Here is a 24,730-nt window from a genome sequence, read left to right as displayed (position 1 = left end):
GATCCGATTTCGCATCGCCGGGACGCGCGCCCGGCCTCAAGCGGCCTGGACTCTCGTCCAGATATCGCTGCGCAGCTTGGTCGCGTCCTCGCCCAGATAAAGGGCGGGCTCGCACTTGGCGATCACTTCGGCCGGCGGGAAGATCGCCGGGTTCTCGGTATAGGACTTGTCCATCAGTTTCTTCGCCGCAGCATTGGGCGTGCCGTACTGGACGAAGCCGGCAAGTGCCGCCTCGACCTGCGGATCCATGATGAAATTGAGGAAAGCATGGGCGTTTTCGGGTCGCGGCGCTCCCGTCGGGATAGCCAGGCAGTCCTGCCACATCTCGGCCCCTTCGGTGGGCACCGCAAAGGTGATGTCGTCGTCCTCCTGCATCACCTGGAGGATATCGCCATTGTACTCCATGGTCAGGTCGACGTCGCCCGCCGCCAGCAGGTCCTGGCCGTTGTCATCGGCATAGACCTTGACGTTCTTCTTGCCGGCGATGAGCAGCTCTTCCACCTTCTGGAGGATCGCCGGATCGGTCGTGTTGAGCGAATGGCCGAGATATTTTAAGGCCGAACCGATCACCAGCTTGGCATCGCCCAGGAGCGCTATGCGGCCGGCATATTTCGGCTCCTCGAACAGCACTTTCCAGCTGTCGACGGTGCCTTCGACCTTGCTCTTGCGATAGCCGACGCCGACCGTGCCCCACAGATAGGTGATCGAGTGTTTGCGGCCCGGATCAAAGGCGGCGTCCTGGAAGATCGGGTCCATGTTGGAGAAGTTCGGCAGCTTCGAATGATCGAGCGGGATCACCATGTTCGCCTTGATCATGCGCTCGAGATTGTCGTTGGTCGGGCAGATCACGTCATAACCCGGATTGCCGGCCTTCAGCTTGGCGAAGAGCTCGTCATTGTCGGCGAAGAGATCCATCTTCACCTCGATGCCGGTCGCCTTCTCGAAATCGGCCAGCGTCGTCTCGCCGATATACGTGTCCCAGTTGTAGAAGTTCAGCTTCTTCTCTTCCGCCGACAGGGAATTGCGCGGCAGGAAGGTGAGGCCTAGTCCGAGCGCGCCAAGTCCTTTGAGAACCGAACGGCGACGTGCGGAAAAGCGCGGTCTATGAGCAGTCATGATTACTCCCTTGCGGTTAAGGCAACCAGCCTCTCCATGGTGCCGGTTTGCCAACAAGACTGCCCCGAGCCTATGCCCGAGGCCAGCCCCATTTCAACATTAATTCGCGTTCAGAAGCTTCAGGTCATCTCCGCCCTGACGTCCTGATAAGTCTTGTCCAACGCGACGCGCGCCAGGCGGACCATCTCGTCGATCTCCTTCTTCGAGATCACCAGGGGCGGCGCCAGGACCATGGTGTCCCAGCAGGCCCGCATGATCAGCCCGTTGTTGAAGCAGTGGTCGCGGCAGATGGTGCCGACGCGGCCGGGCTTGTCGAAGCGCGCGCGCGACTTCTTGTCCTTGGCAATCTCGATGGCGCCGATCAGGCCGACGGAGCGGGTCTCGCCGACGATCGGGTGATCGTTGAGGCTCGCTAACCCTTCAGCGAAATAGCCGCCGAGCTCGCGCGCGCGCTCGACCAGTTTCTCCGCTTCGATGATCTCGATGTTCTTCAGCGCAACAGCCGCCGCCACCGGATGGCCGGCATAGGTCATGCCGTGATAAAATTCCTCGCCCTTGTCGAAGAAGTCCTTGATGAGCCTGTCGGAGAAGGCAATGGCGCCGATCGGCTGATAGCCGGAGGACAGGCCCTTGGCCATCGGCACGATGTCGGGCTCGAAGCCCAGCGTCTCGAAACCCCACCAGTTGCCGGTGCGGCCGAAGCCCGAGATGACCTCGTCGGCGATGAGGATAATGCCGTATTTGCGGCAGATCTTCTGCACCTCGGGCCAGTAGGTCTTGGGCGGGATGAGCACGCCGGCAGCACCCTGGATGGGCTCGCCGATGAAGGCCGCGACATTGTCGGGCCCGAGCTCCAGGATCTTCTTCTCGAGATCGGCGGCGGCCTCGAGGCCGAATTGCTCCGGCGTCAGATCGCGACCGAAATCATACCAGTAAGGCTGCTGGACATGATGGAAGCCCGGCAGCGGCAGGCCGCCCTGCCCGTGCATGCCCTCCATGCCGCCCATGCTGGCGGCGATCATGGTCGAGCCATGATAGCCGCGCCGGCGGCCGATGATCTGGGTGCGATAGGGCTTGCCCATCAGCTTCCAGTAATGGCGCACGAAGCGCACGATCGTGTCATTGGCCTCGGAGCCCGAATTCACAAAGAAAATGTGCTTGAAGCGCTCCGGCATATGGGAGGAAATCTTCGCCGCGAGTTCGGTGGTCGGCACCGTCGTCGTCTTGAAGAAGGTGTTGTAGTAGGGAAGATCGAGCATCTGCCGATAGGCGACCTCGGCCAGCTCCTTGCGGCCATAGCCGACATTCACGCACCACAGTCCGGCCATGCCGTCGAGCAGCTTGTTGCCATTGGCGTCCCAGATCCACACGCCGTCGGCCTGGGTGATGACCCGGGCGCCGCCTTCGGCATGGAAGGCCTTATGGTCGGTGAACGGGTGGAAGTGATGCGCGGTGTCGCGCGCAACGAGTTCGGCGATATTCAGGTTCTTGGCATGGATCGACATTGGTCATCTCCAGAATAGCTTGCGGGCGGCACGAGGCCGTTGGTGGAGGCGGGAAATGACGCGTGCTTACGGCTTATACCCGATGCGGGCACAATGCAGCATGACCTCTTCCTTCAGGGTGCGCGACCCCGCCGGGAGACATTCGCCGGTGTCTGTGATGCGGAAACACATAAAAAGACTATGCCACAAAGCCCGCCAGATAAGCAAATGCGGCATGAATCTGTTTGCATGACGCCTGTTTTCACCCCAATATTGCGGTGCAATAACTCTGCGGGAAGCTCTCCAAGGAGCGGCATGGGGAATATCTTCAACGAAATGTTGAACCCGGACGACTCGGTCCGTGGCCCCTATTCACAAATCCATGACTGGGTCGGCTCGCTCAGTAAGGCCAATGTCGAGCGGGCGCTGAAGGAAGCGGAAGGCATCTTCCGGCGCCTCGGCATTACTTTCGCTGTCTACGGATCGACAGAGGCCTCCGAGCGGCTCATCCCCTTCGACATCATCCCGCGCGTCTTCTCGGCCACCGAGTGGCGCCGGCTCAGCATCGGCATCGAGCAGCGGGTCCGGGCGCTCAACGCCTTCCTGCACGACCTCTATCACCGCCAGGAGATTCTGCGCGCCGGGCGAATTCCCAAGGACCTCATCCTGCAGAACTCCGCCTTCGTGCCGCAGATGGTCGGGCTGAACCCGCCGCGCGGTGTTTATGCCCATATCATCGGCGTCGACATCGTCAGGGTGAGAGAGAACGAGTTCTACGTGCTCGAGGATAATTGCCGCACGCCCTCCGGCGTCTCCTACATGCTGGAGAACCGGGAAGCGATGATGTTCCTCTTTCCCGATCTGTTCAAACGCCACCGCGTCGCGCCCGTCGAGAATTATCCGGCGATGCTGCGCCGGACGCTCGACAGCATAGCGCCACCGGGCGCCGGCAATGAGCCGACCGCCGTGCTGCTCACCCCCGGTATCCACAACTCGGCCTTCTTCGAACATGCCTTCCTCGCCGATGAGATGGGTATCGAATTGTGCGAGGGTTCCGATCTCTTTGTCGAAGGCGACTGTCTCTATATGCGCACGACGCAGGCGCCGAAGCGGGTCGATGTCGTCTATCGCCGGATCGACGATGACTATCTCGATCCCCTCACCTTCCGGCCCGACTCGGCGCTCGGCGTGCCCGGCCTCTTCGATCTCTATCGCGCCGGGCGCGTCACGCTCGTCAATGCGCCGGGCACCGGCATCGCCGACGACAAGTCGATCTATACCTATATTCCCGAAGTCATCGAGTTCTATACGGGCGAGAAGCCGCTGCTCAGGAACGTGCCGACCTGGCGCTGCGGCGAGGCGCAGGACCTCGGCTATGTGCTCGATCACCTGGCCGAGCTGGTGGTCAAGGAAGTGCATGGCTCCGGCGGCTACGGCATGCTGGTGGGCCCGACGGCATCACGCCTTGAAATCGAGGAGTTCCGCGCCCGGCTCAAGGCCAATCCGAAGAACTACATCGCCCAGCCTACCCTCGCTCTGTCCGCCTCGCCCACCTTCACAGAGACCGGCGTCGCGCCCCGCCATATCGACCTCAGGCCCTTCGTCCTCACCGGCGACCAGGTCCGCATCACCCCTGGCGGCCTTACCCGCGTGGCGTTGAAGGAGGGATCCCTGGTGGTCAATTCGAGCCAGGGCGGCGGCACGAAGGACACCTGGGTGCTGGAGGACTGATGCTGGGCCGCACCGCCGCTTCGCTGTTCTGGATGTCGCGCTATATCGAGCGCGCCGAGAACATGGCGCGCCTCCTCGAAGTCGGTTACCGCATCTCGCTAATGCCGCGCGCCATCGAGGGTCACCGCGACGAGTGGCGCTCGACCCTCACCAGTGCCGCCTCGGAAGCGAGCTATTTCGCCAAGCACAAGGACATCACCACCGCCGAGGTCATCGATCACCTGCTGTTCGACGAGGACAATCCGTCGAGCGTGCGGACATGTCTCAAGACCGCGCGCAACAATGGGCGCGCCGTGCGCACCGCCTTGACGCGCGATGTGTGGGAAAGTCTCAACGGCACCTGGAACGAGTTCTCCCAGATCCAGCCCGACTCGATCACCACCGACCGGCTGCCCGGCTTCCTCGACTGGATCAAGCAGCGCGCCATGCTGTTCCGCGGCGCGCTGCTCGGCACCATGCTCCGGCATGACACCTACTTCTTCAGCCAGCTCGGCACCTTCGTCGAGCGCGCCGACAACACCGCGCGCATCCTCGACGTCAAATATTACATCCTGCTGCCGAAGCCGAGCGACGTCGGCTCCGACGTCGACATCCAGCAATGGGCGACGGTCCTGCGCTCGGTCTCGGCGCACCGCGCCTATCGCTGGTTCTATCGCGACAGCACCTACCGGCCGTGGCTGGTCGCCGAATTCATGATCCTGCGCGAGGAGATGCCACGCTCGCTCACCTTCTGCTATCAATGGATCACCCGCTCGCTCGACGGGCTGGCCGAGCATTACGGCCAGCGTTACGACATCCATCGCGCCGCGGCTGAGATCTACAACCGCCTGGAAACGGGCAAGATGGACGACATCTTCCAGAGCGGCCTGCATGAGTTCCTGCAGGATTTCGTCAAAGCCAACAACCAGCTCGCCGCCGATATCGCGCACACCTATAACTTCCCATGAAACTCCATATCCGCCATGAGACCCGGTATGATTACGAGACGAGCGTGCGCTCGTCGATCCAGAGGCTTCATCTGACCCCGTCCGCCTTCGCGACCCAGAAGCTCCTGTCGTGGAACATCGAGGCGCCAGGGATCGACAAAGCGCTGATATACCGCGACGGCTTCGGCAACCAGGTGCACGTGATCACTTCGCAAGGCGCCCATGACCATGTGATGGTCGTCGCCCAGGGCGTGGTCGAGGTGGAAGATGCTGCCGGCCTGGTGCGCGGCCTCGTTTGTCCGGCTCCGGACAATGTCTTCTTGCGCCAGACCACAGCCACGGAACCAAGCCCAGCGCTCGTCGAGCTCGCCCGCTCGGCAGCGGCTCGGCAGCAGAAGCCGCTCGACCTCGCTCATGAGCTCATGCGCGAAATCCACGGCCGCATCGTTTATCAGATCGGCGTGACCCATTCCCATACGACGGCGGCGGAAGCGCTGGCCGACGGCAAAGGTGTGTGCCAGGACCACGCCCATGCGATGCTGTCGGCGCTCCGCTTTCTCGGTGTTCCGGGCCGGTACGTCACCGGCTATCTCGTCACCGAAGGCATGCTTCCCGCAACGGCAAGCCATGCCTGGGCCGAGGCGCTCATTCCGCAGCTCGGCTGGGTGGGGTTCGACGCGGCGAACTGCAAATGCCCCACCGCCGATTATGTGCGGGTGGCGACAGGCCTTGACGCACCGGGCGTAGTGCCTGTACGCGGCAGCCGGCGTGGCGGGGAGAGTGAGAACATGACCGTCTCGGTTCTGGTCCAGCCGGCCGAGCAGTAGTATTCAGGAGTTCTGAATGACTTATTGCGTGGGATTGCTGATGAAGGACGGCTTCGTCCTGGCAGCTGACACGCGTACCAATGCGGGTCTCGACAATATCGCGACCTTCCGCAAGTTGCATAGCTGGGCACAGCCCGGCAAGCGAGTCTTCGCGCTCGCGACCTCGGGCAACCTCGCCACCACCCAGGCTGTGGTCAGCCTCCTGACCGAGGGAACTCTGTCGCTGCGCAAGCGCGGCGCGGTCGACAATCTGTTCAACGCCAAGACGATGTTCCAGGCCGCCCAGATCGTCGGGCGCGCGGCGCGTGACGTGCAGCGCAGCGACGAAGGCCAGCTGTTCCAGTCCGAGGACACCTTTTCGGCGAGCTTCCTATTCGCCGGCCAGATCGGCGCGGAGCCGCCGCGGCTCTTCCAGATCTACTCGGCCGGCAATTTCATCGAGGCGGCGGCGGACACGCCGTTCCTGCAGATCGGCGAGCACAAATACGGCAAGCCGATCCTCGACCGGGTCAGCGACCAGACCATGCGGCTTGGCGAAGCGGCCAAGCTCGTCCTGCTCTCTTTTGATTCCACCATTCGCTCCAACCTGAGCGTCGGCCTGCCGATCGACCTGCTCGTCTATGAAAAGGACGCGCTCAAACTCGACCGCATCAGGCGCATCGAGCGTGACGATCCCTATTTCCGGAAGCTCTCTGACGAATGGGGCAAAGCGCTGCGCCACGCTTTCAGCGCGATCGAAGAGTTCGATATCTGACCCTCAGGTCTCACTGAGATAGTCAAAGGCCGCGAGGACATGCGTCTTGAGGATATCGAGATACTCGCTGATCTTCACCGCCTCGTCGGGAGCGCCCATGGTGTCCGGTGAAGGGCCATAGGAATAGCCGGGAATGCCGATCTGCCGCCAGAACCGGGCATCGGAGGCGCCAAGCGACATGACAGGGACGACAGTACGGTTGCTGAAGCGCTCCGCGTTGTGTGACAGATGCCCAACCATGGGATGACGAGCGTCGGACCAGCTCGGCTCCATGATGGTGATCACCTCCATCGACGCGCCTTCATATTTGGCCAGCACGTCCTTCACTGAGGCGAGGATCGTCGCGCTGGTCATTCCCGCCGGCATGCGGATATCGACTTCGAGCACGCAATCGGGCGCCAGCACATTTGCGCTGCTGCCTCCCTTGATCGCGCCGTAATTCACGGTGACGACATCTATGATGTCACCGCCGCCCTTGCCCACCAGCCGGTCGATAACGGCACGACACTCCGTGATGATGGGAGCGAGATCCGCAGGAGTCTCATAACGTACGCCGTGCAGCCTGTTGAGATCGCGCTGGAGCTCTCCCATGAGACGGATCGCATTGGGGCTCTGATGCGTATAGGCGCCATGGCCGCCGGCGGTGCGAATGCTGATGCGCAGATGGACAGCGCCTTTCTCGCCCACTTCGATCGCCCCCACGGAACTCGGCTCGGCATTCACATAGCAATCTCCGACCACGAGCTCGGAATGTTCCTTCAGCAGGAACTCGGCGCCATAACGCCCGCCAGTCTCCTCATCGGAGACTAGCGCCAGAGTAAGGCGGCCGCCGAGGCTATCGCGATGCTCATGCAAATAGGCGAAGGCCAGCACGAGCGCAGCCGTCCCGGCCTTCATGTCCACGGCGCCCCGGCCGTGGACATAGCCGTCCTGCACCAGGCCGCTCCAGGGCGACCGCGACCAGCCCGCCTCGTCGCCAGCTGGAAATACGTCGACATGCCCGTTGAGCACGAGATGCGGTCCAGGACGAGCTCCCCTGAAGTCCGCCACCAGATTCGGCATTTCGTCCTTGGCGAACAAGAGCCGGCTGGGAATGTCGAAGCGGCGAAGCTCCTCCTCGACGACACTCATCGCCTCCCGGGTGTCACCGGGCGGATTGGGGCTTGGAGCGCGAACAAAACGCGCCAGGAAATCGATGATGCGCGCTTCATCACGCGCAATGGCGGATAGTATCAGCTCGTTCGGACTCACCCTTCATCCTCTCAGGGCTTGGGGGTTTTGATGGTACCTTTGAGCTCGGGATGGTTGGCGGTGATCCGATCCAACTCGCCGGACTTGGCAAGCGCCGCGATGGCCGCATCGAGCTTGGCCTTGAGCGCCGTGTCGCCTTTGCGTATGCCGGCGCCCATGCCTTCTCCGACTATCTTGGGATCGTCGACATCCGCTTTATGCTCGCAGCAGGCGCTGCCCTCCGCCGTCACGAGAAGCCTCTGCATTGCCGCTGCGCCCCCGACCGTGTAGTCGATGCGGCCGGAAACCAGATCCGCGCTGGTCTCGTCCTGGGTCGGATAGGTTTTGATCTGGGTGCCGGCCGGCGCGTAAATGACGGTTGCGTATTTTTCCTCAGGCCCGCCACCTGGAACGCCGATGACCTTGCCGGCAAGATGCTCGGGGCTGATGTCGAGATCCCCGTTCTTCGGACCGACAATGAACATCACGCTGCTGTAGTAGGGAACGGAAAAATCTATGACCTCAAGGCGATCGGCCGTGATCGACAAGGAGCTCCAGATGACGTCGATCGTTCGTGAATTAAGGCTGGGGATGAGGCCGTCCCAGGCTATTTCGACATACTCGCACTTCTCATTCATCGCCTTGCAGGCGGCCTCGAGGACGTCAATCTCCCAGCCGACCCATTTGCCCGACGCGTCCTTCGAGGTGAAGGGCGGATAAGGCTCCGCCACCAAGCCGATCTTGATGTCGGCATGGGCAAGTCCCACCTGGAGCACCACAAGACCAGCCGCTAGGACGAGCCTCTCAAACACTTTTCTCACCACTTCCTCCCACAATAGATTTCTGTTCGTCTGCACGCCCATCGGATGAAGGCGACCTGTCGGCGCGCCCCACACAAAACGCTGTCACTCCTGTCAACGAATCCTGGCCTTGATGTCCCTGTTCCACGGGTAGCGGACAATCTCGATGCCGGGCATCTCAGTGAAGGATTGGGGGTAAATCGATCAATGCGCCCCCCTTTGTCCCCTATAAATCCACGTCGATCCTCTTATTGGCCATGCGGCCAACAACGTATCAGCGGATAATGCTACGATCAAGATGGATTCGTACGCGGCTCAACAGCATCGCAACGGGCAAGGATGATGGTCAGGCGCAGAAAGATACCCGAGGAACGCCGCCGCGAAATCGTGACAGCAGCCGCTCGGCTGGCCGGCAAAGCAGGGTTGGGCAGCATCAGCTTGCGCAGTGTCGCCCAGGAAGCCGGTGTCGCGCCCGGCCTGGTCAACCATTATTTTCCCGCTGTCGAACAGCTCGTCGCCGAGGCCTTTGCACAGGTCGGAGCGGAAGATCTAAAGGATCAATTCGCAACCATCCGCAAAGAAAGCGCTCCTGTTCAACAGATGCGCCTGTATTTGAAATCGGCTCTTGCCGATCAGCCAGACTCCATGCGGCTTCTGGCGATCGAAGCCTGCTATCTTGCGCGTTACCAACCCCTGCTCAGCGACGTGCTCACCGTGCTCTTCGATGCATGGGACATGGAGATGTCGCGATTGATCGACGAGGGAACGAGAAGCGGCGCTTTTCAATCGGATGATCCGCTGAAGTCGGCCATCCATATCTTCGCCTTGATTGATGGTTTCGCGCTGCAGGCAGTGGCGCTATCGCGTGCGCGTCTCGGTATTGTCAGGGAAATGACCATTCACGCGACAGAACGGGAACTGGGACTTGCCACAGGCTCGCTGCAGTTCAATTCCGCATGACAATGGGCGAACGAGAACTTACATGCCCGCCACGACGTGATCGGCGAAAGCGGCTTCCATCAGCCGCTTGGTATAGTCCTCATGCGGATGATCGAAGATCTGATCAGGTGACCCCTGCTCCACCATGCGGCCGTCCTTCATGACCATGATGTGGTCGGCCATTGCGCGCACCACCGCCAGATCGTGGCTTATGAACAGATAGGACAGGTTGTTCACCTTCTGCAGGTCACGCAGCAATTCGACGATCTGCTTCTGCACCTGGCGGTCGAGCGCCGAGGTAGGCTCGTCCAGCACCACCACCTTGGGCTTCAGGATGATAGCGCGGGCGATCGCGATGCGCTGGCGCTGGCCGCCGGAGAATTCATGCGGATAGCGGTTGCGGTTGGCAGGCTCGAGCCCCACTTCCGCAAAGGCCTGCGCCGCGCGCCGGTCGCGCTCCTTCCCCGTGATCGAGGGCTCGTGCACGAGCAGGCCCTCGGTCACGATCTGGCCGGCGGTGAGGCGCGGGCTCAGCGAGCCGAAAGGATCCTGGAAGACGATCTGCAGCTGCTTGCGCAAGGGGCGCATCTGCTGCGGATCGAATTTCTCGATATTGCGGCCGTCGAAATGGATGGCGCCTTCGCTCGGCACCATCTTCAGGAGTGCGCGCGCGAGCGTCGACTTGCCCGATCCGGATTCGCCGACGATCCCGATGGTCTGGCCGCGCCTCAGAGTGACCGAGACGCGATCGACCGCCTTGAGATAGACGGGCGGGCCCGCCATGAAGCCGCCGCCGATCTTGAAGGTAACGCGCATGTCGGTGCCATCGAGCACGGTCGGCGCCGACTTCGGCACCGGTTCCTTGTGGCCGGTCGGCTCGGCGGCGAGCAGCGCCTTGGTGTAGGGATGCTTCGGATTGGCGAAGATGGCGCGGGTGTCGCCCTCCTCGACGACTTCGCCAAGCCGCATCACATAGACGCGATCGGCGATGCGCCGCACGATGTTGAGATCATGCGTGATGAAGATCATGCTCATGCCGAGGCGCTTACGCAGATCGGCCATGAGGTTGAGGATCTCGGCCTGGATCGTGACATCGAGCGCGGTGGTCGGCTCGTCGGCGATCAGGAGATCGGGATCATTGGCGATCGCCATGGCGATCATCACGCGCTGGCGCTGGCCGCCGGACATCTCGTAAGGATAGGACTTCATCCGCCGCTCGGGCTCGGGGATGCGCACCAGCTTCAGCATCTTCACCGCTTCCTTGCGCGCCTCCTCGGCACCGATCTTGCGGTGGCGCATGATCGGCTCCATCAGCTGATTGCCGATGGTGTAGAGCGGATCGAGCGAGGTCATCGGCTCCTGGAAGATCATGGTGATCTTGCGGCCGCGCACCTGGTTGAGCTCGGACTTGTTGAGGGTGAGCAGATTGGCGCCGCGATAGGCGATGGTGCCGGCGGCCTCGCCGTTGGAGGAGAGGAGCCGCATCGCCGCCATCATGGTCTGGCTCTTGCCGGAGCCCGACTCGCCCACGACGGCGACCGTCTCGCCGGCCTTGACGTGCATGTTGATGCCTTTGACCGCATCGACCATGCCGTCGAGGGTATGGAAGCGCACTTTCAGGTTTTCGACGGAGAGAATGGTTTCGTTGCTGGCCATGGCGTCACCGATCCTTCGGGTCGAGCGCGTCGCGCAGACCATCGCCGATGAAATTGAGGGCGAAGAGCGTCGAGACCAGGAAGAAGGCCGGGAACAGCAGGAGCCAGTTGGCCGAGCCGATATTCTTGGCCCCTTGCGAGATCAGCACGCCCCAGCTCGTCATCGGCTCCTGGACGCCAAGACCTAAGAAGGACAGGAAGCTCTCGAGGATGATCACCTGCGGCACCAGCAAGGTCATGTAGATGACCACCGGGCCTAGGAGATTGGGCACGATATGGCGCAGCAATATGCCACCGCTCGACACCCCCAGAGCTTCCGCCGCCTGGACATATTCCTGGCGCCTGATCGACAGGCCCTGGCCGCGCACGATGCGCGCCATGTCGAGCCACAGGACGGCGCCGACCGCCAGGAACATCAGCACGAAATTGCGGCCGAAGAACACCACCAGCATAATGACGAAGAAAATGAAGGGCAGTGAATAGAGAATGTCGACGATGCGCATCATCACCTCGTCGGTTTTGCCGCCCATGAAGCCGGCGGTGGCGCCATAGAGCACGCCGATCACCACGGCGACGAAACCGGCGAGGAGCCCGATGGCGAGCGAGACGCGCCCGCCCATCAGCACGCGCGACAGCAGGTCCCGGCCGGTATTGTCGGTGCCGAAATAAAAATACTCCTTCTCGACCGTCGCGCTCATGGTGAGCTTGAGACCGTCGGGTGACTTGCTTTCGATGCGCGTATTGTCGAACGTGTCGGAGCGGTCGAGATAGCGGGTGACCCGCTCGTCAATGGCCTTCGGCGAGGAGACCGTCACGAAAACGCGCTCATCCTGCTCGTGCCACTCCTCGAGATCGACCCGCATACGGCGCACCGCGTCCTGCAGCGCCGTCTCTATCATGTCGGCCTGCGGATAGGCCGAAAGACTGGGCGGCGTGCGGACATAGTCGGGATAGATGGTCGTATAGGGATGCGACACGAAATAGGGCCCGAAGACGCAGGCGATGGCCATCAGCGCCAGATAGAAGAGGCTGAACATCGCCGCCTTGTTGGCCTTGAGACGGGCCAGCGCGTCGGCCCAGAGAGAGCGTCCGACGAAGGGGGCTGGCGCCGAGGTGATGTCAGTCATAGCGCACCCTCGGATCGACCGCGGCATAGAGAATGTCGACGATGAGGTTGAAGATGATGGTGAAGAGGGCGATCACCACGACGGTACCCATCACCAGCGTATAATCACGGTTGAGCGCCGCCTCGACGAAATAGCGCCCTACCCCCGGGATCTGGAAGATCGTCTCGACGATGATCGAGCCGGTCAGCAAGGCCGCCGCGGCCGGTCCCGAATAGGAGACGATCGGGAGCAACGCGCCACGCAAGGCATGCTTGACGATGATGCTCCAGTCGGAGAGGCCCAAGGCTCTCGCGGTGCGGATATGGTGCGAGCGCAACGCCTCGATCATCGAGCCGCGCATCAGGCGCGCCACGATGGCGATCTGCGGCAAGGCCAGGGTGACGATCGGGCCGATCTTGTTGACGAACGCCCCGCCGCCCCAGGTCGCCACCGGCACCAGGGCCAGCGTAGTGGCGAAGATGAGTTGATAGATAGGCGCGATCACGAAGGTCGGGATGGTGCTGCCCGCCGTCGCGGTGGCGATCACGGCGTAGTCGGCGCCTTTGTTCTGCTTGAGCGCCGCGATGATGCCGAGAATGGTGCCGATGACGAGCGCCAGGATCAGCGCCGACGCGCCAACCTGGATCGAGACCGGCAGACCGACCCGGAACAGTTCGCCGACGGTGAAGTCCGGCAGATTGTAGCTCGGGCCGAAATTGCCGTGGAGCAAATTATTGAGATAATGCAGATACTGCATCCATAAAGGCTGATCGAGACCGAACTGGCGCTCGAGATTGCCCTTGATCACGGGGTTGAGCCCGCGTTCCTGGTTGAACGGGCCGCCGGGGGCCACGCGGATCAGGAAAAACGAAATCGTGACGATCACAAAGAGCGTCGGAATGGCGGTCAACAACCGCCGGAAGACATAGCGCAGCATGCGCGCCCCCCTATCTTTGCAAGGCGCAACCGCCGCTCCCCGCGGGAGCGACGGTTGCAGGGACCCCAGTTATTCCTTGCTGATAAAGCGCGTCGGATGCACGTCCATGACGTTGTCCTCGAAGCCCTTGAGCTTCGGCGACACGAGATTGTGGTAGCTGTAGTAGAGCAACGGCATGTTGCCGAGATCATCGACCAGCACGCGCTCGGCCTCAGAGAGGAGCTTCGAACGTTCGGCCGGATCACCGCCGGCGGCGGCCGCCTTGTCCATCAGCTCTTCAAACTTCGGGCTGTTGTAATTCGAGTAGTTGTTGCCGGAGGCCTTGCGCGAGATGCCGAGGAAGGTCTCCGGATCCTTGTAGTCGGCGATCCAGCCAGCGCGGGCATAGTCATAGTCGCCCTTCTGCTCGAGGAAGCCGTAATGGGTCTTGGTGTCGGTGTTGACCATCGTCACCTCGATGCCGAGCGGCTTGAGCTGCTCCTGGATGGCGACCGCCGTGTTCTTGTGATTCTCCGACGTGTTGTAGCGGATCTCGAGCTTGAGCGGCTTGTCGGGGCCGTAGCCGAGCTCGGTGAGAATCTTCTTGGCTTCGTCCTCGCGGTCGATCTGCGACATTTCGGCATAATCCGCGATAGCCGGCTCATAGCCCGCGATGCCCGGAGGCACCATGGAGTAGCCGGGGATCATGCTGTTCTTCCACACCTTCTCGGCGAGGAAGTCGCGGTCGATCGCCATGGAGATGGCGCGGCGCAGCTTCGGATTGGTCCACGGCTCCTTGTCGGTCTTCACGGCATAATAATAGGTGCCGAGATAAGGCCCGATGTGGATCTGGTCGCCGAACTTCTTCTTCATCTCGTCGAGCTGCTCGAGCGGCATGTCGTCGTTCGAATCGAGCTCGCCCGCCTCGAAGCGCTTCAGCGCCGTCGAGCGATCCTCGGTCGGGAAGTAGTTGACTGTGTCGATCTTGACCTGATCGGCTTCATAGAACTTCGGATTCTTGACCAGCTTGATGTGATCGTTCGGTACGAATTCCGCGAGCGTATAGGCGCCGTTGGAAACGAGATTGCCAGGCTTGATCCAGTCGGCGCCGAGCTTATCGATCGAGGCCTTGTGCACCGGATAGTTGGCCTGGTGCGTCAGCATCTCGAGGAAGTACGGCGTCGGCGATTTGAGCGTGACTTCGAAGGTATTGGCGTCGACCGCCTTCACCGCCAGCTCTTCCGGCTTCATCTTGCCTTCATTCACTTCCTGGCCGTTCTTGATGACATACATCATCGAGGCGTATTCGGCCGCGGTGGCCGGATCCTCGAGTCGGCGGAAGGAATAGACGAAATCATCGGCGGTGACGGGGTCGCCGTTCGACCACGTGGCGCCTTTGCGCAAGTTGAACGTGTAGACAGTGCCGTCATCCGAGACCTTCCAGCTTTCGGCGGCGCCCGGAATGACATTGGCCTTCGCGTCCTGCATCACGAGGCCAGAGAAGAGATCGCGCAGAATATGCGCTTCGTAGACGGTCGAGGTCTTATGCGGATCGAGGGTCTCGGGGTCGGCCGAGTTTCCTCTGTTGTAGATGACTTCGGCGAAGGCCGCCGAATAGCCTATTGTTACAAGTGCCGTAGCGAGAAGCAGTGATCGCAGGCTTTTCTTCATTTAGTTCCTCCCATGTTGACGGCTTCGTTAAGGGCAGAATTGCCAAAAGCCGCCGGTCCAAACGGGCGCACTATAGCATCGCCCACAGCTTTGTCCCAAGTCATGTGAAACTGGTCGAAAGTCCAATATCGGCGCGTCAAATAAAGGAATTGCGCGCCCCGCACCCCCCGCTTATGTAGTCCAGGAAATGACCAGGACAGATCATACCCCTTTGCTCGACAGCGTTGGCGATCCGGCGGCGCTGCGTAAACTCGGCCCCCAGGAACTGCGCCAGCTTGCCGAGGAACTAAGAGCCGAGACCATCGACGCGGCCGCCAAGACCGGCGGCCATTTCGGTGCCGGCCTCGGCGTCATCGAGCTCACCGTCGCCTTGCATTATGTCTTCAACACGCCGACCGACCGGCTGATCTGGGACGTCAGCCATCAGTGCTATCCGCATAAAATCTTGACCGGCCGGCGCGACCGTATCCGCCAGATTCGCCAGCGCGACGGGCTCTATGGCTTCACCAAGCGGGCCGAGAGCGAATACGATCCCTTCGGCGCCGCGCACAGCTCGACCTCGATCTCCGCCGGCCTCGGCATGGCGGTGGCGCGCGACCTCAAGCACCAGGACAATCACGTCGTCTGCGTCATCGGCGACGGCGCCATGAGCGCCGGCATGGCCTATGAGGCGATGAACAATGCGGGCGCCCTCGACACCCGCCTCATCGTCGTCCTCAACGACAATGGCATGTCGATCGCGCCGGCAGTGGGGGCGCTGACCAACTACCTCTCATGGCTGGTCTCATCCAGGTCGTTTCTGTCCCTGCGCGATATCGCCAAGCAGCTTGCCATGAAGTTCCCGCGCACCTTGCGGACCGCCGCTCAGCGGGCGGACGAGTATGCGCGCGGCATGCTGACCGGCGGCACGTTGTTCGAGGAGCTTGGCTTCTATTATGTCGGTCCGATCGACGGGCACGACATGGATACGCTGGTGCCCATCCTGCAGAATGTGCGCGACGCCAAGCAGCTGGGGCCGGTCCTGGTCCATGTGGTGACGGAAAAGGGCAAGGGCCATCCCTTCGCCAAGCCCGACCGCGAGAAATACCACGCCATCTCGAAATTCAATCGTGCCACCGGCGAAATAGCGACGAGTTCCTCCAACGCTCCCACTTACACGTCGGTCTTCGCCAAGGCGCTGGTCGCCGAGGGCGAGAAGGACGAGAAGATCGTCGGCATCACCGCCGCCATGCCGTCCGGCACCGGCCTCGACAAGTTTGCCCAGCGCTTCCCCGAGCGCATGTTCGATGTCGGCATCGCCGAGCAGCATGCCGTCACTTTCGCCGCCGGCCTCGCGGTCGAGGGCTTCAAGCCGTTCTGCGCCATCTATTCCACCTTCCTGCAGCGCGCCTATGACCAGATCGTGCATGACGTGGCGCTGCAACGCCTGCCGGTGCGCTTCGCCATCGACCGCGCCGGGCTCGTCGGCCAGGACGGGCCGACGCATGCCGGCAGCTTCGACATCACCTATCTCGCCTGCCTGCCGGATTTCGTGGTCATGGCGGCGGCGGACGAAGCCGATCTCGTCCATATGGTGGCGACCGCCGCCGCGATCGACGACCGGCCCTCGGCCTTCCGCTATCCGCGCGGCGAGGGTATCGGCGTCGACCTGCCCGAGCATGGCGTGCCACTCGAGATCGGGCGCGGCCGCGTGATGCGGGAAGGTGGCAAGATCGCGCTTCTCTCCTTCGGAGCGAGGCTCCAGGAATGCCTCAAGGCGGCCGATGAGCTGGCGAGCCTCGGCCTGCCGACCACGGTGGCCGATGCGCGCTTCGCCAAGCCGCTGGACGAGGATCTCATTCGCCGGCTGGTGCATGGCCACGAAGTTCTGGTGACCATTGAGGAAGGCGCCATCGGCGGCTTCGGCACCCAGGTCCTGCACTATCTGGCGCGCGCCAATCTGTTCAATAGCGGCTGCCATATCAGGACAATGTATCTGCCCGACCGCTTTGTCTCGCATGCGGCGCCCAAGGAGCAGTATGAGGATGCCGGCCTGACCGAAAAAGCGATCGTCGCCGAGGTGCTGGGCGCGCTCGGTGACACGGCACGGACGCTAGATCTCAAGACATTGGCCTGACGCCCCTGAGCCAAGCAGCGCTCTGTAGCATTCCTCGTGCGGCGCTACCGGCCATCTCGGCGGGCGTCGTCCGCCGCGATGCAATCAAAGAGCACATGTGATGAGCCAGGTTGCGCGAATCTCACGTCCGGTTTTCAATGGGCCAAGGTGATGGCGATGAATTTTTCTATCCTGACTGTCTGTGGGATTGACGAGCTTCCCGCGCATAGTGACAGCGCGGTGACGCATGTCCTCTCGATACTTGATCCCGATCACCCCGAGATCGATGCCTTCGGTGCCTTTCCGGCGCATCGCCGGACGACCTTGCGCTTCCACGACATCATCGCGCCGGCGCCGAACAAGATCCTGCCGCAAGCCGAACATGTCGGCGAGATCATTCGCTTTGGAAAGAACCTGCCGGCGCGATCGACGGAAGCGGCGGACGGGCATTTGCTGGCTCATTGCCACAAAGGCGTGTCACGCTCGGCGGCGGCCATGATCACCTTGATGGCGACGGGCAATCCGCGGGAAGATTCGGAAAGCCTGTTCCTGCGGCTGGCCGAGATCCGACCGAAGGCCTGGCCGAGCTCGCTGATGATCCGCCATGCCGATGAGCAACTTGGCCGCGACGGCAGCCTCGTCGCGGCTCTGCGCCGCTATTACGGGCGTCAGATCGCGGCAAGGCCCCATTATGCCGATTGGATGGCCGGCATCGGCCGCCAAGCCGAAGTCGACATGGCGGAACTGGCCGTCTGATTATTCCTCGTCGTCGTCTCGCCGCCGGCGCCGGGGCGCCGTCCAGACCCGCAATTGCGGCAGGAGCACGAACAGCCCGACCAGGCTCAACCCCATCGCGACAAGGAGCAGGATGCCGAACTGCTCCACCGCCGGCAATGGCGAGAGCATCAGCGGTGCGAGGGCGGCGAGCACCAGGAATGCCGACAGCAGAAGTGCCCGCGGGCGCGAGGAGGCCTGCGGCCATTGGCCGTTCGGCTGCGCACCATACCACGCCTCGGCCAGAATGGCGGCGCCGAGCGTAAAGGACATCAGAAGCGCGAAGACGGCGATGCTTTCCGGATTGAGGCTGGCGCCCATCATCGCGGTGGCCCCGAGCGCCAGCAGCGTCGCGGTGGCGACCGGCAGCAGGATGCGCATCGCCTTGCGCAGGTTGAGGAACAGGATGAGGGGCAGGAAGACGATAAGCAACGCCCAGGCGCCCACATAGACAGGCACCGCGGCGCGCATGGTGGCGAGGCGGTCGGCCGCGACTAAAGCGGCGCCGGCAGCCGATGGCGCCACGCTGCGCACAGCGGAAGCGAACGAGGCGATCTCGTCGGGGCGGCGCGGCTGCACCTCGATGCGCCACAGGCCGCTGCGCGAGACGAACTGGCGATGGATCGCCGGGTCGAGCCGGTCTACCGTCAAGGGATCGAGATGGGAGAGTCGGTCGATGCGATCGAGCAGCAGTTGCAGCCTTGTGAAGAAGGTGCGCTCGAGCTGGCGCAGCGCGTCGGGCGGCGCCACGCCGTTGTTCTCGAGGAGCAGCAGGCTGCGGCGCAGCTCATTGGCGGCGCCCGCCAACTCCGGTGTCGCCTTTGGCTCGGCGGCAATGCGCTGCAGCGCGTCCAGCAGTTTCACGAATTCGGCGCGCAGCGGATCATCCGCCACGTCCGGCACCGCCGTCGTATTGCGCGGGAAGACGCCCTGGAGCCGGGCCAGGATGGCCCGCTTCTCGGCCTCCCCGGGCGGTAGGAAGGATTCGACCCAGCGAACCCCCTCCACCTCGGGAAGTATCGCCAGACGGCGTACCAGAAGCCGGGCCGGATCGCCGGGCTCCGCCAGGATCTGGCCGGAGGCGAGCAGCGACGGTTCGCGCGCCGACAATTCGCGGAACAGCCTTTCGGCGGCACTATCGCCGCCCGGCGCCATCGTCACCGGGCTTTCGAAATGCAGCGACGGCACCAGCAGGCCACACAGGACCGCGACCGCGATCAGCGTCGCCGCCAGTCCGCGGCGCAGCGACCACCAGCCATAGGAGGCAGGTCTCGCCATCACCTTGTCGAGCCAATGGAGCTGGTCGTCCTCATCGACATCCGCGAGGAAGTGGGGTCTGAGCAGCGACAGAAAGGCGGGCAGCAGCGTCATGGCCGCGGCACCGATGACGGCGCTCATGATGGCGAGAACGACGGCGAGCTTCTGCAGCCCCAGGAAAGGGCTGCCGATCACGGCGAGGCCCGTGGCCGAGATGCCGGCGAGCCAGACAAGCAGCGGCAATCCCAGGGCCTGCGCCGTCAGCATCGCCGCGGCGAGCCGGCCAAGGCCGCTCTGTTCGGCTTCTTCCGCGCGCAGCAGCCAACAGATCACGGCGACGCCGATCAGCCCCGCAAACAGCACCGGATAGGTGAGGCTCACCCGGTCGAAGGCGCCCAGAGCAACAAGCGCCAGCGCCGTGGTCATGATGAAGGTGATCGCCACCGTCGCGAGCACGATCATCACCGAGCCGAAGCGGGAAAGGCCGAAGGCCAGGATCACGAGGATCACGATGCCCGACAGGAGCGACGGCAGCAGCAAAGCGCGGATGTCGGGGGGCGGCGCCAGTGCGCGCAGCACCGGCCGCCCGGTCAGCTGAATCGCGATGCGGCCGCCGAATTCCGTCTCGGTAAGATCGGCGAGGCGGCGCGCTTCCTCCACCGCGCGGCGCGCCGGATCGCTGCTGCCGTTCGCCAGCGGATAGGCCAGCACATACCAGCGCGGGCTCTCGATGGTGACGCCATGCTCGACGAGCGCCAGCCAGTCGAGGTCGCGCCGCTGGCCGGCGATCTGCGCCTGGACGGATTTGGCCGCGTCGCTGAGGAGCGCCGTCACCACTTCTGGCGAACGGCCTTCCGCGACCACCCTGGCGACTTGGTCGGCGAGCACCGCGATGCCGGTGAGATTGGGCGAAATGGATAGCGCCTGGAACAAGGGGCCGGAGCGCTCGATGCGCGCCACCATATTGGCCACCCCTTCCTCGTTCAGATAGAGCACACCGCTGTCGTCGAAGAAACGGCCGGTGCCGGGCGCGAATATATTGCGGAACACATTGGTCTGCTCGCCCATGCGGGCGGCCATGCGCTCGGCGCCGCTGCGCGCCAGTTTCGGGTCCTTGCTGTCGATGACGGCGACGATGCTCTCGCTGGGCTCGGGGAACTCCGCCTCGAGCCGGCTTTGCTCCTCGGCAATGGCGCTGTCGGCGGCGACGAGGACGGCTTCCCGCAACTGGACCTTCATTGCCGTTACGGTAAAGACGAGAGCCGGGATGGCGAGCGCCACCCAGATGGCGATGACGATCAGGCCATGGCGGAAGCAGAAGCGCGCCAGCCGGGCAAAGACATTCGGCCGCAGAAGCGGCTTCGGTCCCGGAGCCGGCTCACGGTGACGATCCTGCCAGGTCATCGGCCGCGGCGCCTTTCCGGGCGCGATAGGCGAATCCCCATAAACGAGTCACATTTCCCCATCGGGTCCTGTTACAGCTTGTGCAATTCAAGGGCAAATTCCATGGCGAAGACGACCAACCGGCAAAGGGGGGTGCGAACCACCGCCATCCATGCGGGCGAAGGCATTGACCCGACGACGCGGGCCTCCTCGCCCAATCTGGTGATGTCGTCCACTTTCGCGCCGAGCGAGGTCGCGGGCTTCTCGGCCCGTAACCGCGACAATTATGACGGCTATGTCTACGCGCGGGTATCAAATCCGACCGTCAGGCAGCTCGAGGACAAGCTGGCGGCTCTCGAGGGCGCCCAATCCTGCCAATGCTATGCGTCCGGCATGGCGGCCTCCAGCGCGCTCCTGCTGGGGCGGCTCAGCCAGGGCGATCATCTCGTCATCTCCGACACCAACTATGTCGGCACCGCCGAGCTGGTGCGCGACAGCCTGCCCCGCTTCGGCATCGAGGTCACGCCTGTCGACATGTCCGATCTCGACATGGTCGAACGCGCGGTGACGCCGCGTACCCGCATGCTGTGGGTCGAGACGCCGGCCAATCCGATCATGCGGCTCGCCGATATCGCCGCCTTGAGCCGGCTCGCCCGCGCCAAGGGCGTGCGCGACGTGGCGGTCGATTCCACCTTCGCCTCGCCGATCGCCACCCGCCCGCTCGACTTCGGCGCCGATTTCGTCGTGCACTCGCTGACCAAATATATTGGCGGTCATGGCGATGCGATGGGCGGCGCCGTGCTCGGCCGCAAGGACGATCTCGACGCGCTCAATCTCGAGGCGACGGTCCACTATGGCGGCGTGCTGTCGCCCTTCAATGCCTGGCTGATCCTGCGCGGGGCGGCGACCTTGCCGATCCGCATGCGCGCCCATGAGGAGACGGCGCTTGCGGTGGCGAAGTTCCTGGAAGGCCACGGCAAGGTGAAGCGCGTCTTCTATCCGGGGCTGGCGTCGCATCCCCAGCATGAGCTGGCGCGCCGCCAGATGAAGAACTTCTCCGGCATGATGACCTTCCAGGTCGAGGACGGCCCGGCGCTCGCGAGGCGCATGGTCGACCGGCTGGAGATCGTCCATTATGCCGTGTCGCTCGGCCATCACCGGAGCCTCGTCTACTGCATCCCGACGGATGCCCTCATGCGCTCGACGTTCCGGCACCAGGGCGAGCTGCTCGAACGCTATCGCAACTTCGCCGGTGACGGTGTCTTCCGCTTCTCGGTCGGCATCGAGGACGCCGAGGACATCTGCGCCGATCTCGACGAGGTGCTCTAGGTCGAATCTCACCTCCTCACGCGCAGCGTGGGGAGGGCGGCGCGCAGCGCCGGGTGGAGTGTCGCCAACCCTTGACAGCCCCCACCGCGCGCGACAACAAGACCGGGAAATTCGGGATCAGGGGAACAGCCAATGGAAAACATCGTGCTTGAGCAGGCGGCGTTGGCGGTCAAGGCCCGGCGGCGCATTCGCGATTTTGTCTACGAGACCCCGCTCCTGCCGGCGCGCTCGGACACCTCGCTCTTCTTCAAGGCCGAGAACTTCCAGCATACGGGCTCCTTCAAGTTCCGCGGCGCCGCGAGCAAGATGACGGCGATCGAGAAGGGACAGGGCCTCATCACCGCCTCCTCGGGCAATCACGGCATCGCCAGCGCCAAGGCCGCCTCCCTCACCGGCAACAAGCTCACCGTGGTGCTGCCGAAGACGGTGACGCAAGCGAAGCTCGCGCGCATCGAGGCCTATGGCGTTGAGATCCTGCTCGAGGGTGATGAATCGGGCCAGGCCGAAACGCATGCCCAGGCGGCGGCGCGCCGGCGCGGCCTTGTTTATGTCTCGCCCTATAACGATCCTGACATCGTCGCCGGGCAAGGCACCATCGGGCTCGAGCTTCTCGATCAGCATGAGCAAATCGACACGGTCTTCATCGCCATGGGCGGCGGCGGCCTCATCTCAGGCATCGCCGCGGTGCTCAAGAGCTTCTCGCCCGAAACGCGGATCATCGGCGTCGCGGCGGAGAATTCGGCGGCGCTGGCGGCTGCCATTCGCGCCGGACGCGTCGTCGAGGTCGAGCATCATCCCACCCTCGCCGACGGCGTCGCCGGCGGCATGGACGAGGACAGCATGACCCTGCCCTTGGCCATGGCGACAGTCGATGAGATCGTCCAATGCGATGAGGCCGAGATCGCGGCCGCCCTCAAGGACCTCGTACTGAAGGAAAATCTGATCGTCGAAGGTGCGGCGGCGCTGGCCTATGCCGGCTTCCTCAAACGGCGCCCCTCGGCGGAGGAAACCGCCAATGTCGTCGTGCTGTGCGGCGCCAATGTCGATCCTCGCACAATCCTGTCGCTTGCCCGAAACTGAAGAGAAGATACCGTTCCATGACCAAGACCGCTCTGCCGGACATCGACCGCGCCATCGCCGACCTGCCTCAGCAGTTCAAGGGACCGGGCGGCGCCGTCGCCGTCGTCAAGGACGGCGCCGTGATCGCGCGCCATGCCTGGGGCTTCGCCGATCTCGAGCGCCGCGTGCCCTTCTCGCCCGAAACACTGTTTCCGATCTGCTCGATCAGCAAGCAGTTCACCTGCGCGCTGCTGCTCGACCGTTTCGCCGATCCGGACCAGCTCGACGACGCTCTGCGCGCCCGCATGCCCAAATTGCGGGACAAGCCGCCGCGCATCGTCGATCTCTGCCACAATCAATCGGGCCTGCGCGACTACTGGGCGCTCACCGTGCTCTCAGGGGCGAAGCCCGAAGGGCAATTCCGCCCGGCCGATGCCGAGGCGTTGATCGGCCAGACCGAGACGCTGCATTTCCCCGCCGGCAGCCAGTATTCCTATTCGAACGGCAATTTCCGCCTTGTCTCCGATATGATCGAGACCGCGGCGAAGGAGGATTTCGGCAAGCTTCTGCTGGAGAGGATTCTGGGCCCCGCCGGCATGGCGACGGCCCGGCTCCATCCCGAGACCGGCACGCTGCCGGGCGGTGTTGTCGGCTATGAAGGAAACGAAGCCTTCGGCTTCATTCCGGCAGTCAACAACATCCATTGGACCGGCGATGCGGGCATCGTCGCCTCCCTCGACGACATGATCGCCTGGGAGCATTTCATCGACCGCACCCGCGACGACGCCAACGGACTTTATCGGCGTCTGTCGGCGCGGCCCGTTTTCGCCGATGGGCGGCCGGCCTACTACGGCTTCGGCCTCGCGTTTATGTACAGCAACGGCTTGGCGCTCACCGGCCATGGCGGCGCGCTGCGTGGATTCCGCTGCCACCGAGTGCATGCGGCGGCGGAGCGCCTCTCGGTTGTCGTCCTTTTCAATCACCAGTCGAGCGCACGCGAAGCGTCGATGCGTGTGCTGCGCGCAAGCCTCGGCCAGGCCGAGCCCGCCTGCAAAGCCATCGCCTATGACCCGCAATGGACCGGCGCCTATTTCGATCCGGCGACCGGCCTTTTGCTCGATATCAGCGAAGGCGCCAAGGACGGACAGGTCTCGGCCCGCTTCACCACCGACGCCGAAATGCTCGACCTCACAAGCGCCCATCAGGCGGCATCGCCGGCGATGACCCTCAAGCGCGACGGCGACATCATCCAGCTGACGCGGGCGGCCGACAATCTCAATGGCACGCTCAGCCGCCTCGACGGTGAGGCCCAAACCGACATAGCGGGCCGCTTCCACAGTGCCGAGCTCGACGCCGTTTTCGAGATCACCGAGAGGGGCGGCGCCTTCTACGGCGCCTTCGAGGGCCCCCTCGGCAAGGGCGCGATGCAGCCCCTCTATCCGGCCGGCCCCGACATCTGGCGCCTGCTATGCCAGCGCTCCATGGATGCGCCGGCGCCCGGCATCTGGACGCTCACCTTCGAGCGCGATAGCGGCGGGCGGATCACGAGCGTCAGCGTAGGCTGTTGGCTGGCGCGCAAGGTGCGGTTCGAGAGGCGGGATAGGCAGGGCTTCTGAGGCTGAGGGCTTGTCAATACGGGCATCAAGCTATACCGAAAACTCGCCAGCAAGTCTCTTGA

At 63.3% G+C, this 24,730-nt stretch carries 19 protein-coding genes; 10 read left to right on the top strand and 9 right to left on the bottom strand.

Annotated features, from left to right (window positions below; genetic code table 11):
• Positions 1-36 precede the first annotated feature (36 nt).
• Positions 37-1,116 carry a PotD/PotF family extracellular solute-binding protein gene (locus G5V57_RS22155; protein WP_165169711.1) on the bottom strand — a complete coding sequence of 360 codons (1,080 nt, stop codon included), beginning with the start codon at positions 1,114-1,116 and terminating at the stop codon, positions 37-39.
• Between the two features lie 119 nt (positions 1,117-1,235).
• Positions 1,236-2,621: an aspartate aminotransferase family protein gene (locus G5V57_RS22150; protein ID WP_165169710.1), complete on the bottom strand. Its 1,386-nt coding sequence runs from the start codon at positions 2,619-2,621 to the stop codon at positions 1,236-1,238.
• A gap of 294 nt (positions 2,622-2,915) precedes the next feature.
• Between G5V57_RS22150 and G5V57_RS22145 the strand changes: the two genes are divergently transcribed.
• The 4 genes from G5V57_RS22145 to G5V57_RS22130 are packed head-to-tail and all read left to right on the top strand — an operon-like array spanning position 2,916 to position 6,838.
• Complete coding sequence (locus G5V57_RS22145; RefSeq protein ID WP_246737316.1) at positions 2,916-4,331, top strand: circularly permuted type 2 ATP-grasp protein; 1,416 nt, start codon at positions 2,916-2,918, stop codon at positions 4,329-4,331.
• On the top strand, positions 4,331-5,278 hold the full coding sequence (locus tag G5V57_RS22140) for an alpha-E domain-containing protein (RefSeq protein ID WP_165169709.1): 948 nt from the start codon (positions 4,331-4,333) through the stop codon (positions 5,276-5,278). The genes G5V57_RS22145 and G5V57_RS22140 overlap by 1 nt, the downstream gene beginning before the upstream one ends.
• Complete coding sequence (locus tag G5V57_RS22135; RefSeq protein WP_165169708.1) at positions 5,275-6,084, top strand: transglutaminase family protein; 810 nt, start codon at positions 5,275-5,277, stop codon at positions 6,082-6,084. Before G5V57_RS22140 ends, G5V57_RS22135 begins: the two co-directional genes overlap by 4 nt.
• Positions 6,085-6,100: 16 nt before the next feature.
• Positions 6,101-6,838, top strand: a complete 738-nt coding sequence (locus G5V57_RS22130; protein WP_165169707.1) for a peptidase — start codon at positions 6,101-6,103, stop codon at positions 6,836-6,838.
• Positions 6,839-6,841: 3 nt separating this feature from the next.
• Here G5V57_RS22130 and G5V57_RS22125 read toward each other — a convergent pair whose 3' ends face one another.
• Both G5V57_RS22125 and G5V57_RS22120 read right to left on the bottom strand, forming a co-directional pair.
• Positions 6,842-8,089, bottom strand: coding sequence for a M20/M25/M40 family metallo-hydrolase (locus tag G5V57_RS22125; RefSeq protein WP_165169706.1), 1,248 nt, complete (start codon positions 8,087-8,089; stop codon positions 6,842-6,844).
• A gap of 11 nt (positions 8,090-8,100) precedes the next feature.
• Positions 8,101-8,889 (bottom strand): transporter substrate-binding domain-containing protein, encoded by a 789-nt coding sequence (locus G5V57_RS22120; protein ID WP_165169705.1) that lies wholly within the window; start codon positions 8,887-8,889, stop codon positions 8,101-8,103.
• Positions 8,890-9,207: 318 nt separating this feature from the next.
• Here G5V57_RS22120 and G5V57_RS22115 point away from each other — a divergent pair, with 318 nt between their 5' ends.
• Entirely contained in the window at positions 9,208-9,828 is a 621-nt protein-coding gene (locus G5V57_RS22115; protein ID WP_165169704.1) for a TetR/AcrR family transcriptional regulator, read from the top strand.
• An 18-nt stretch (positions 9,829-9,846) separates the two neighbouring features.
• Here G5V57_RS22115 and G5V57_RS22110 read toward each other — a convergent pair whose 3' ends face one another.
• From G5V57_RS22110 to G5V57_RS22095, 4 genes are all read right to left on the bottom strand, one after another.
• Complete coding sequence (locus G5V57_RS22110) at positions 9,847-11,463, bottom strand: ABC transporter ATP-binding protein (protein WP_165169703.1); 1,617 nt, start codon at positions 11,461-11,463, stop codon at positions 9,847-9,849.
• 4 nt (positions 11,464-11,467) lie between these two features.
• Positions 11,468-12,589 carry an ABC transporter permease gene (locus G5V57_RS22105; RefSeq protein ID WP_165169702.1) on the bottom strand — a complete coding sequence of 374 codons (1,122 nt, stop codon included), beginning with the start codon at positions 12,587-12,589 and terminating at the stop codon, positions 11,468-11,470.
• Complete coding sequence (locus G5V57_RS22100; protein WP_165169701.1) at positions 12,582-13,505, bottom strand: ABC transporter permease subunit; 924 nt, start codon at positions 13,503-13,505, stop codon at positions 12,582-12,584. Before G5V57_RS22100 ends, G5V57_RS22105 begins: the two co-directional genes overlap by 8 nt.
• 69 nt (positions 13,506-13,574) lie before the next feature.
• Positions 13,575-15,155, bottom strand: a complete 1,581-nt coding sequence (locus G5V57_RS22095; RefSeq protein ID WP_165169700.1) for a peptide ABC transporter substrate-binding protein — start codon at positions 15,153-15,155, stop codon at positions 13,575-13,577.
• Positions 15,156-15,342: 187 nt separating this feature from the next.
• Between G5V57_RS22095 and dxs the strand changes: the two genes are divergently transcribed.
• Both dxs and G5V57_RS22085 read left to right on the top strand, forming a co-directional pair.
• The gene (gene dxs, locus G5V57_RS22090; RefSeq protein ID WP_165169699.1) at positions 15,343-17,271 is read left to right on the top strand and encodes a 1-deoxy-D-xylulose-5-phosphate synthase; all 1,929 of its coding nucleotides are present in this window, start codon (positions 15,343-15,345) and stop codon (positions 17,269-17,271) included.
• Between the two features lie 156 nt (positions 17,272-17,427).
• Positions 17,428-18,006 carry a tyrosine phosphatase family protein gene (locus G5V57_RS22085; protein WP_371744585.1) on the top strand — a complete coding sequence of 193 codons (579 nt, stop codon included), beginning with the start codon at positions 17,428-17,430 and terminating at the stop codon, positions 18,004-18,006.
• Here G5V57_RS22085 and G5V57_RS22080 read toward each other — a convergent pair whose 3' ends face one another.
• Entirely contained in the window at positions 18,007-20,685 is a 2,679-nt protein-coding gene (locus G5V57_RS22080; RefSeq protein ID WP_165169697.1) for a hypothetical protein, read from the bottom strand.
• Between the two features lie 102 nt (positions 20,686-20,787).
• On the opposite strand from G5V57_RS22080, the gene G5V57_RS22075 reads away from it, so the two are divergent.
• The 3 genes from G5V57_RS22075 (at position 20,788) to G5V57_RS22065 (ending at position 24,668) form a co-directional block, all read left to right on the top strand.
• On the top strand, positions 20,788-21,993 hold the full coding sequence (locus G5V57_RS22075; RefSeq protein ID WP_165169696.1) for a PLP-dependent aspartate aminotransferase family protein: 1,206 nt from the start codon (positions 20,788-20,790) through the stop codon (positions 21,991-21,993).
• 132 nt (positions 21,994-22,125) lie between these two features.
• Entirely contained in the window at positions 22,126-23,073 is a 948-nt protein-coding gene (locus G5V57_RS22070) for a pyridoxal-phosphate dependent enzyme (RefSeq protein ID WP_165169695.1), read from the top strand.
• Between the two features lie 17 nt (positions 23,074-23,090).
• Positions 23,091-24,668: a D-aminopeptidase gene (locus tag G5V57_RS22065; RefSeq protein ID WP_165169694.1), complete on the top strand. Its 1,578-nt coding sequence runs from the start codon at positions 23,091-23,093 to the stop codon at positions 24,666-24,668.
• Positions 24,669-24,730: the final 62 nt, after the last annotated feature.

The sequence above is a fragment of the Nordella sp. HKS 07 genome (assembly GCF_011046735.1).
Classification (GTDB): domain Bacteria; phylum Pseudomonadota; class Alphaproteobacteria; order Rhizobiales; family Aestuariivirgaceae; genus Taklimakanibacter.
Note: the sequence above shows the minus strand (reverse complement) of the source record. Positions and strands in the feature narration are given on the sequence as shown.

Coding starts and splice junctions, on each gene's coding strand:
- G5V57_RS22105 (WP_165169702.1), bottom strand. CDS start 12,589: ATGACTGACATCACCTCGGCGCCAGCCCCCTTCGTCGGACGCTCTCTC.
- G5V57_RS22065 (WP_165169694.1), top strand. CDS start 23,091: ATGACCAAGACCGCTCTGCCGGACATCGACCGCGCCATCGCCGACCTG.
- G5V57_RS22080 (WP_165169697.1), bottom strand. CDS start 20,685: ATGACCTGGCAGGATCGTCACCGTGAGCCGGCTCCGGGACCGAAGCCG.
- G5V57_RS22085 (WP_371744585.1), top strand. CDS start 17,428: ATGAATTTTTCTATCCTGACTGTCTGTGGGATTGACGAGCTTCCCGCG.
- G5V57_RS22140 (WP_165169709.1), top strand. CDS start 4,331: ATGCTGGGCCGCACCGCCGCTTCGCTGTTCTGGATGTCGCGCTATATC.
- G5V57_RS22145 (WP_246737316.1), top strand. CDS start 2,916: ATGGGGAATATCTTCAACGAAATGTTGAACCCGGACGACTCGGTCCGT.
- G5V57_RS22135 (WP_165169708.1), top strand. CDS start 5,275: ATGAAACTCCATATCCGCCATGAGACCCGGTATGATTACGAGACGAGC.
- G5V57_RS22130 (WP_165169707.1), top strand. CDS start 6,101: ATGACTTATTGCGTGGGATTGCTGATGAAGGACGGCTTCGTCCTGGCA.
- dxs (WP_165169699.1), top strand. CDS start 15,343: ATGACCAGGACAGATCATACCCCTTTGCTCGACAGCGTTGGCGATCCG.
- G5V57_RS22110 (WP_165169703.1), bottom strand. CDS start 11,463: ATGGCCAGCAACGAAACCATTCTCTCCGTCGAAAACCTGAAAGTGCGC.
- G5V57_RS22100 (WP_165169701.1), bottom strand. CDS start 13,505: ATGCTGCGCTATGTCTTCCGGCGGTTGTTGACCGCCATTCCGACGCTC.
- G5V57_RS22155 (WP_165169711.1), bottom strand. CDS start 1,116: ATGACTGCTCATAGACCGCGCTTTTCCGCACGTCGCCGTTCGGTTCTC.
- G5V57_RS22095 (WP_165169700.1), bottom strand. CDS start 15,155: ATGAAGAAAAGCCTGCGATCACTGCTTCTCGCTACGGCACTTGTAACA.
- G5V57_RS22070 (WP_165169695.1), top strand. CDS start 22,126: ATGGAAAACATCGTGCTTGAGCAGGCGGCGTTGGCGGTCAAGGCCCGG.
- G5V57_RS22150 (WP_165169710.1), bottom strand. CDS start 2,621: ATGTCGATCCATGCCAAGAACCTGAATATCGCCGAACTCGTTGCGCGC.
- G5V57_RS22075 (WP_165169696.1), top strand. CDS start 20,788: ATGGCGAAGACGACCAACCGGCAAAGGGGGGTGCGAACCACCGCCATC.
- G5V57_RS22115 (WP_165169704.1), top strand. CDS start 9,208: ATGATGGTCAGGCGCAGAAAGATACCCGAGGAACGCCGCCGCGAAATC.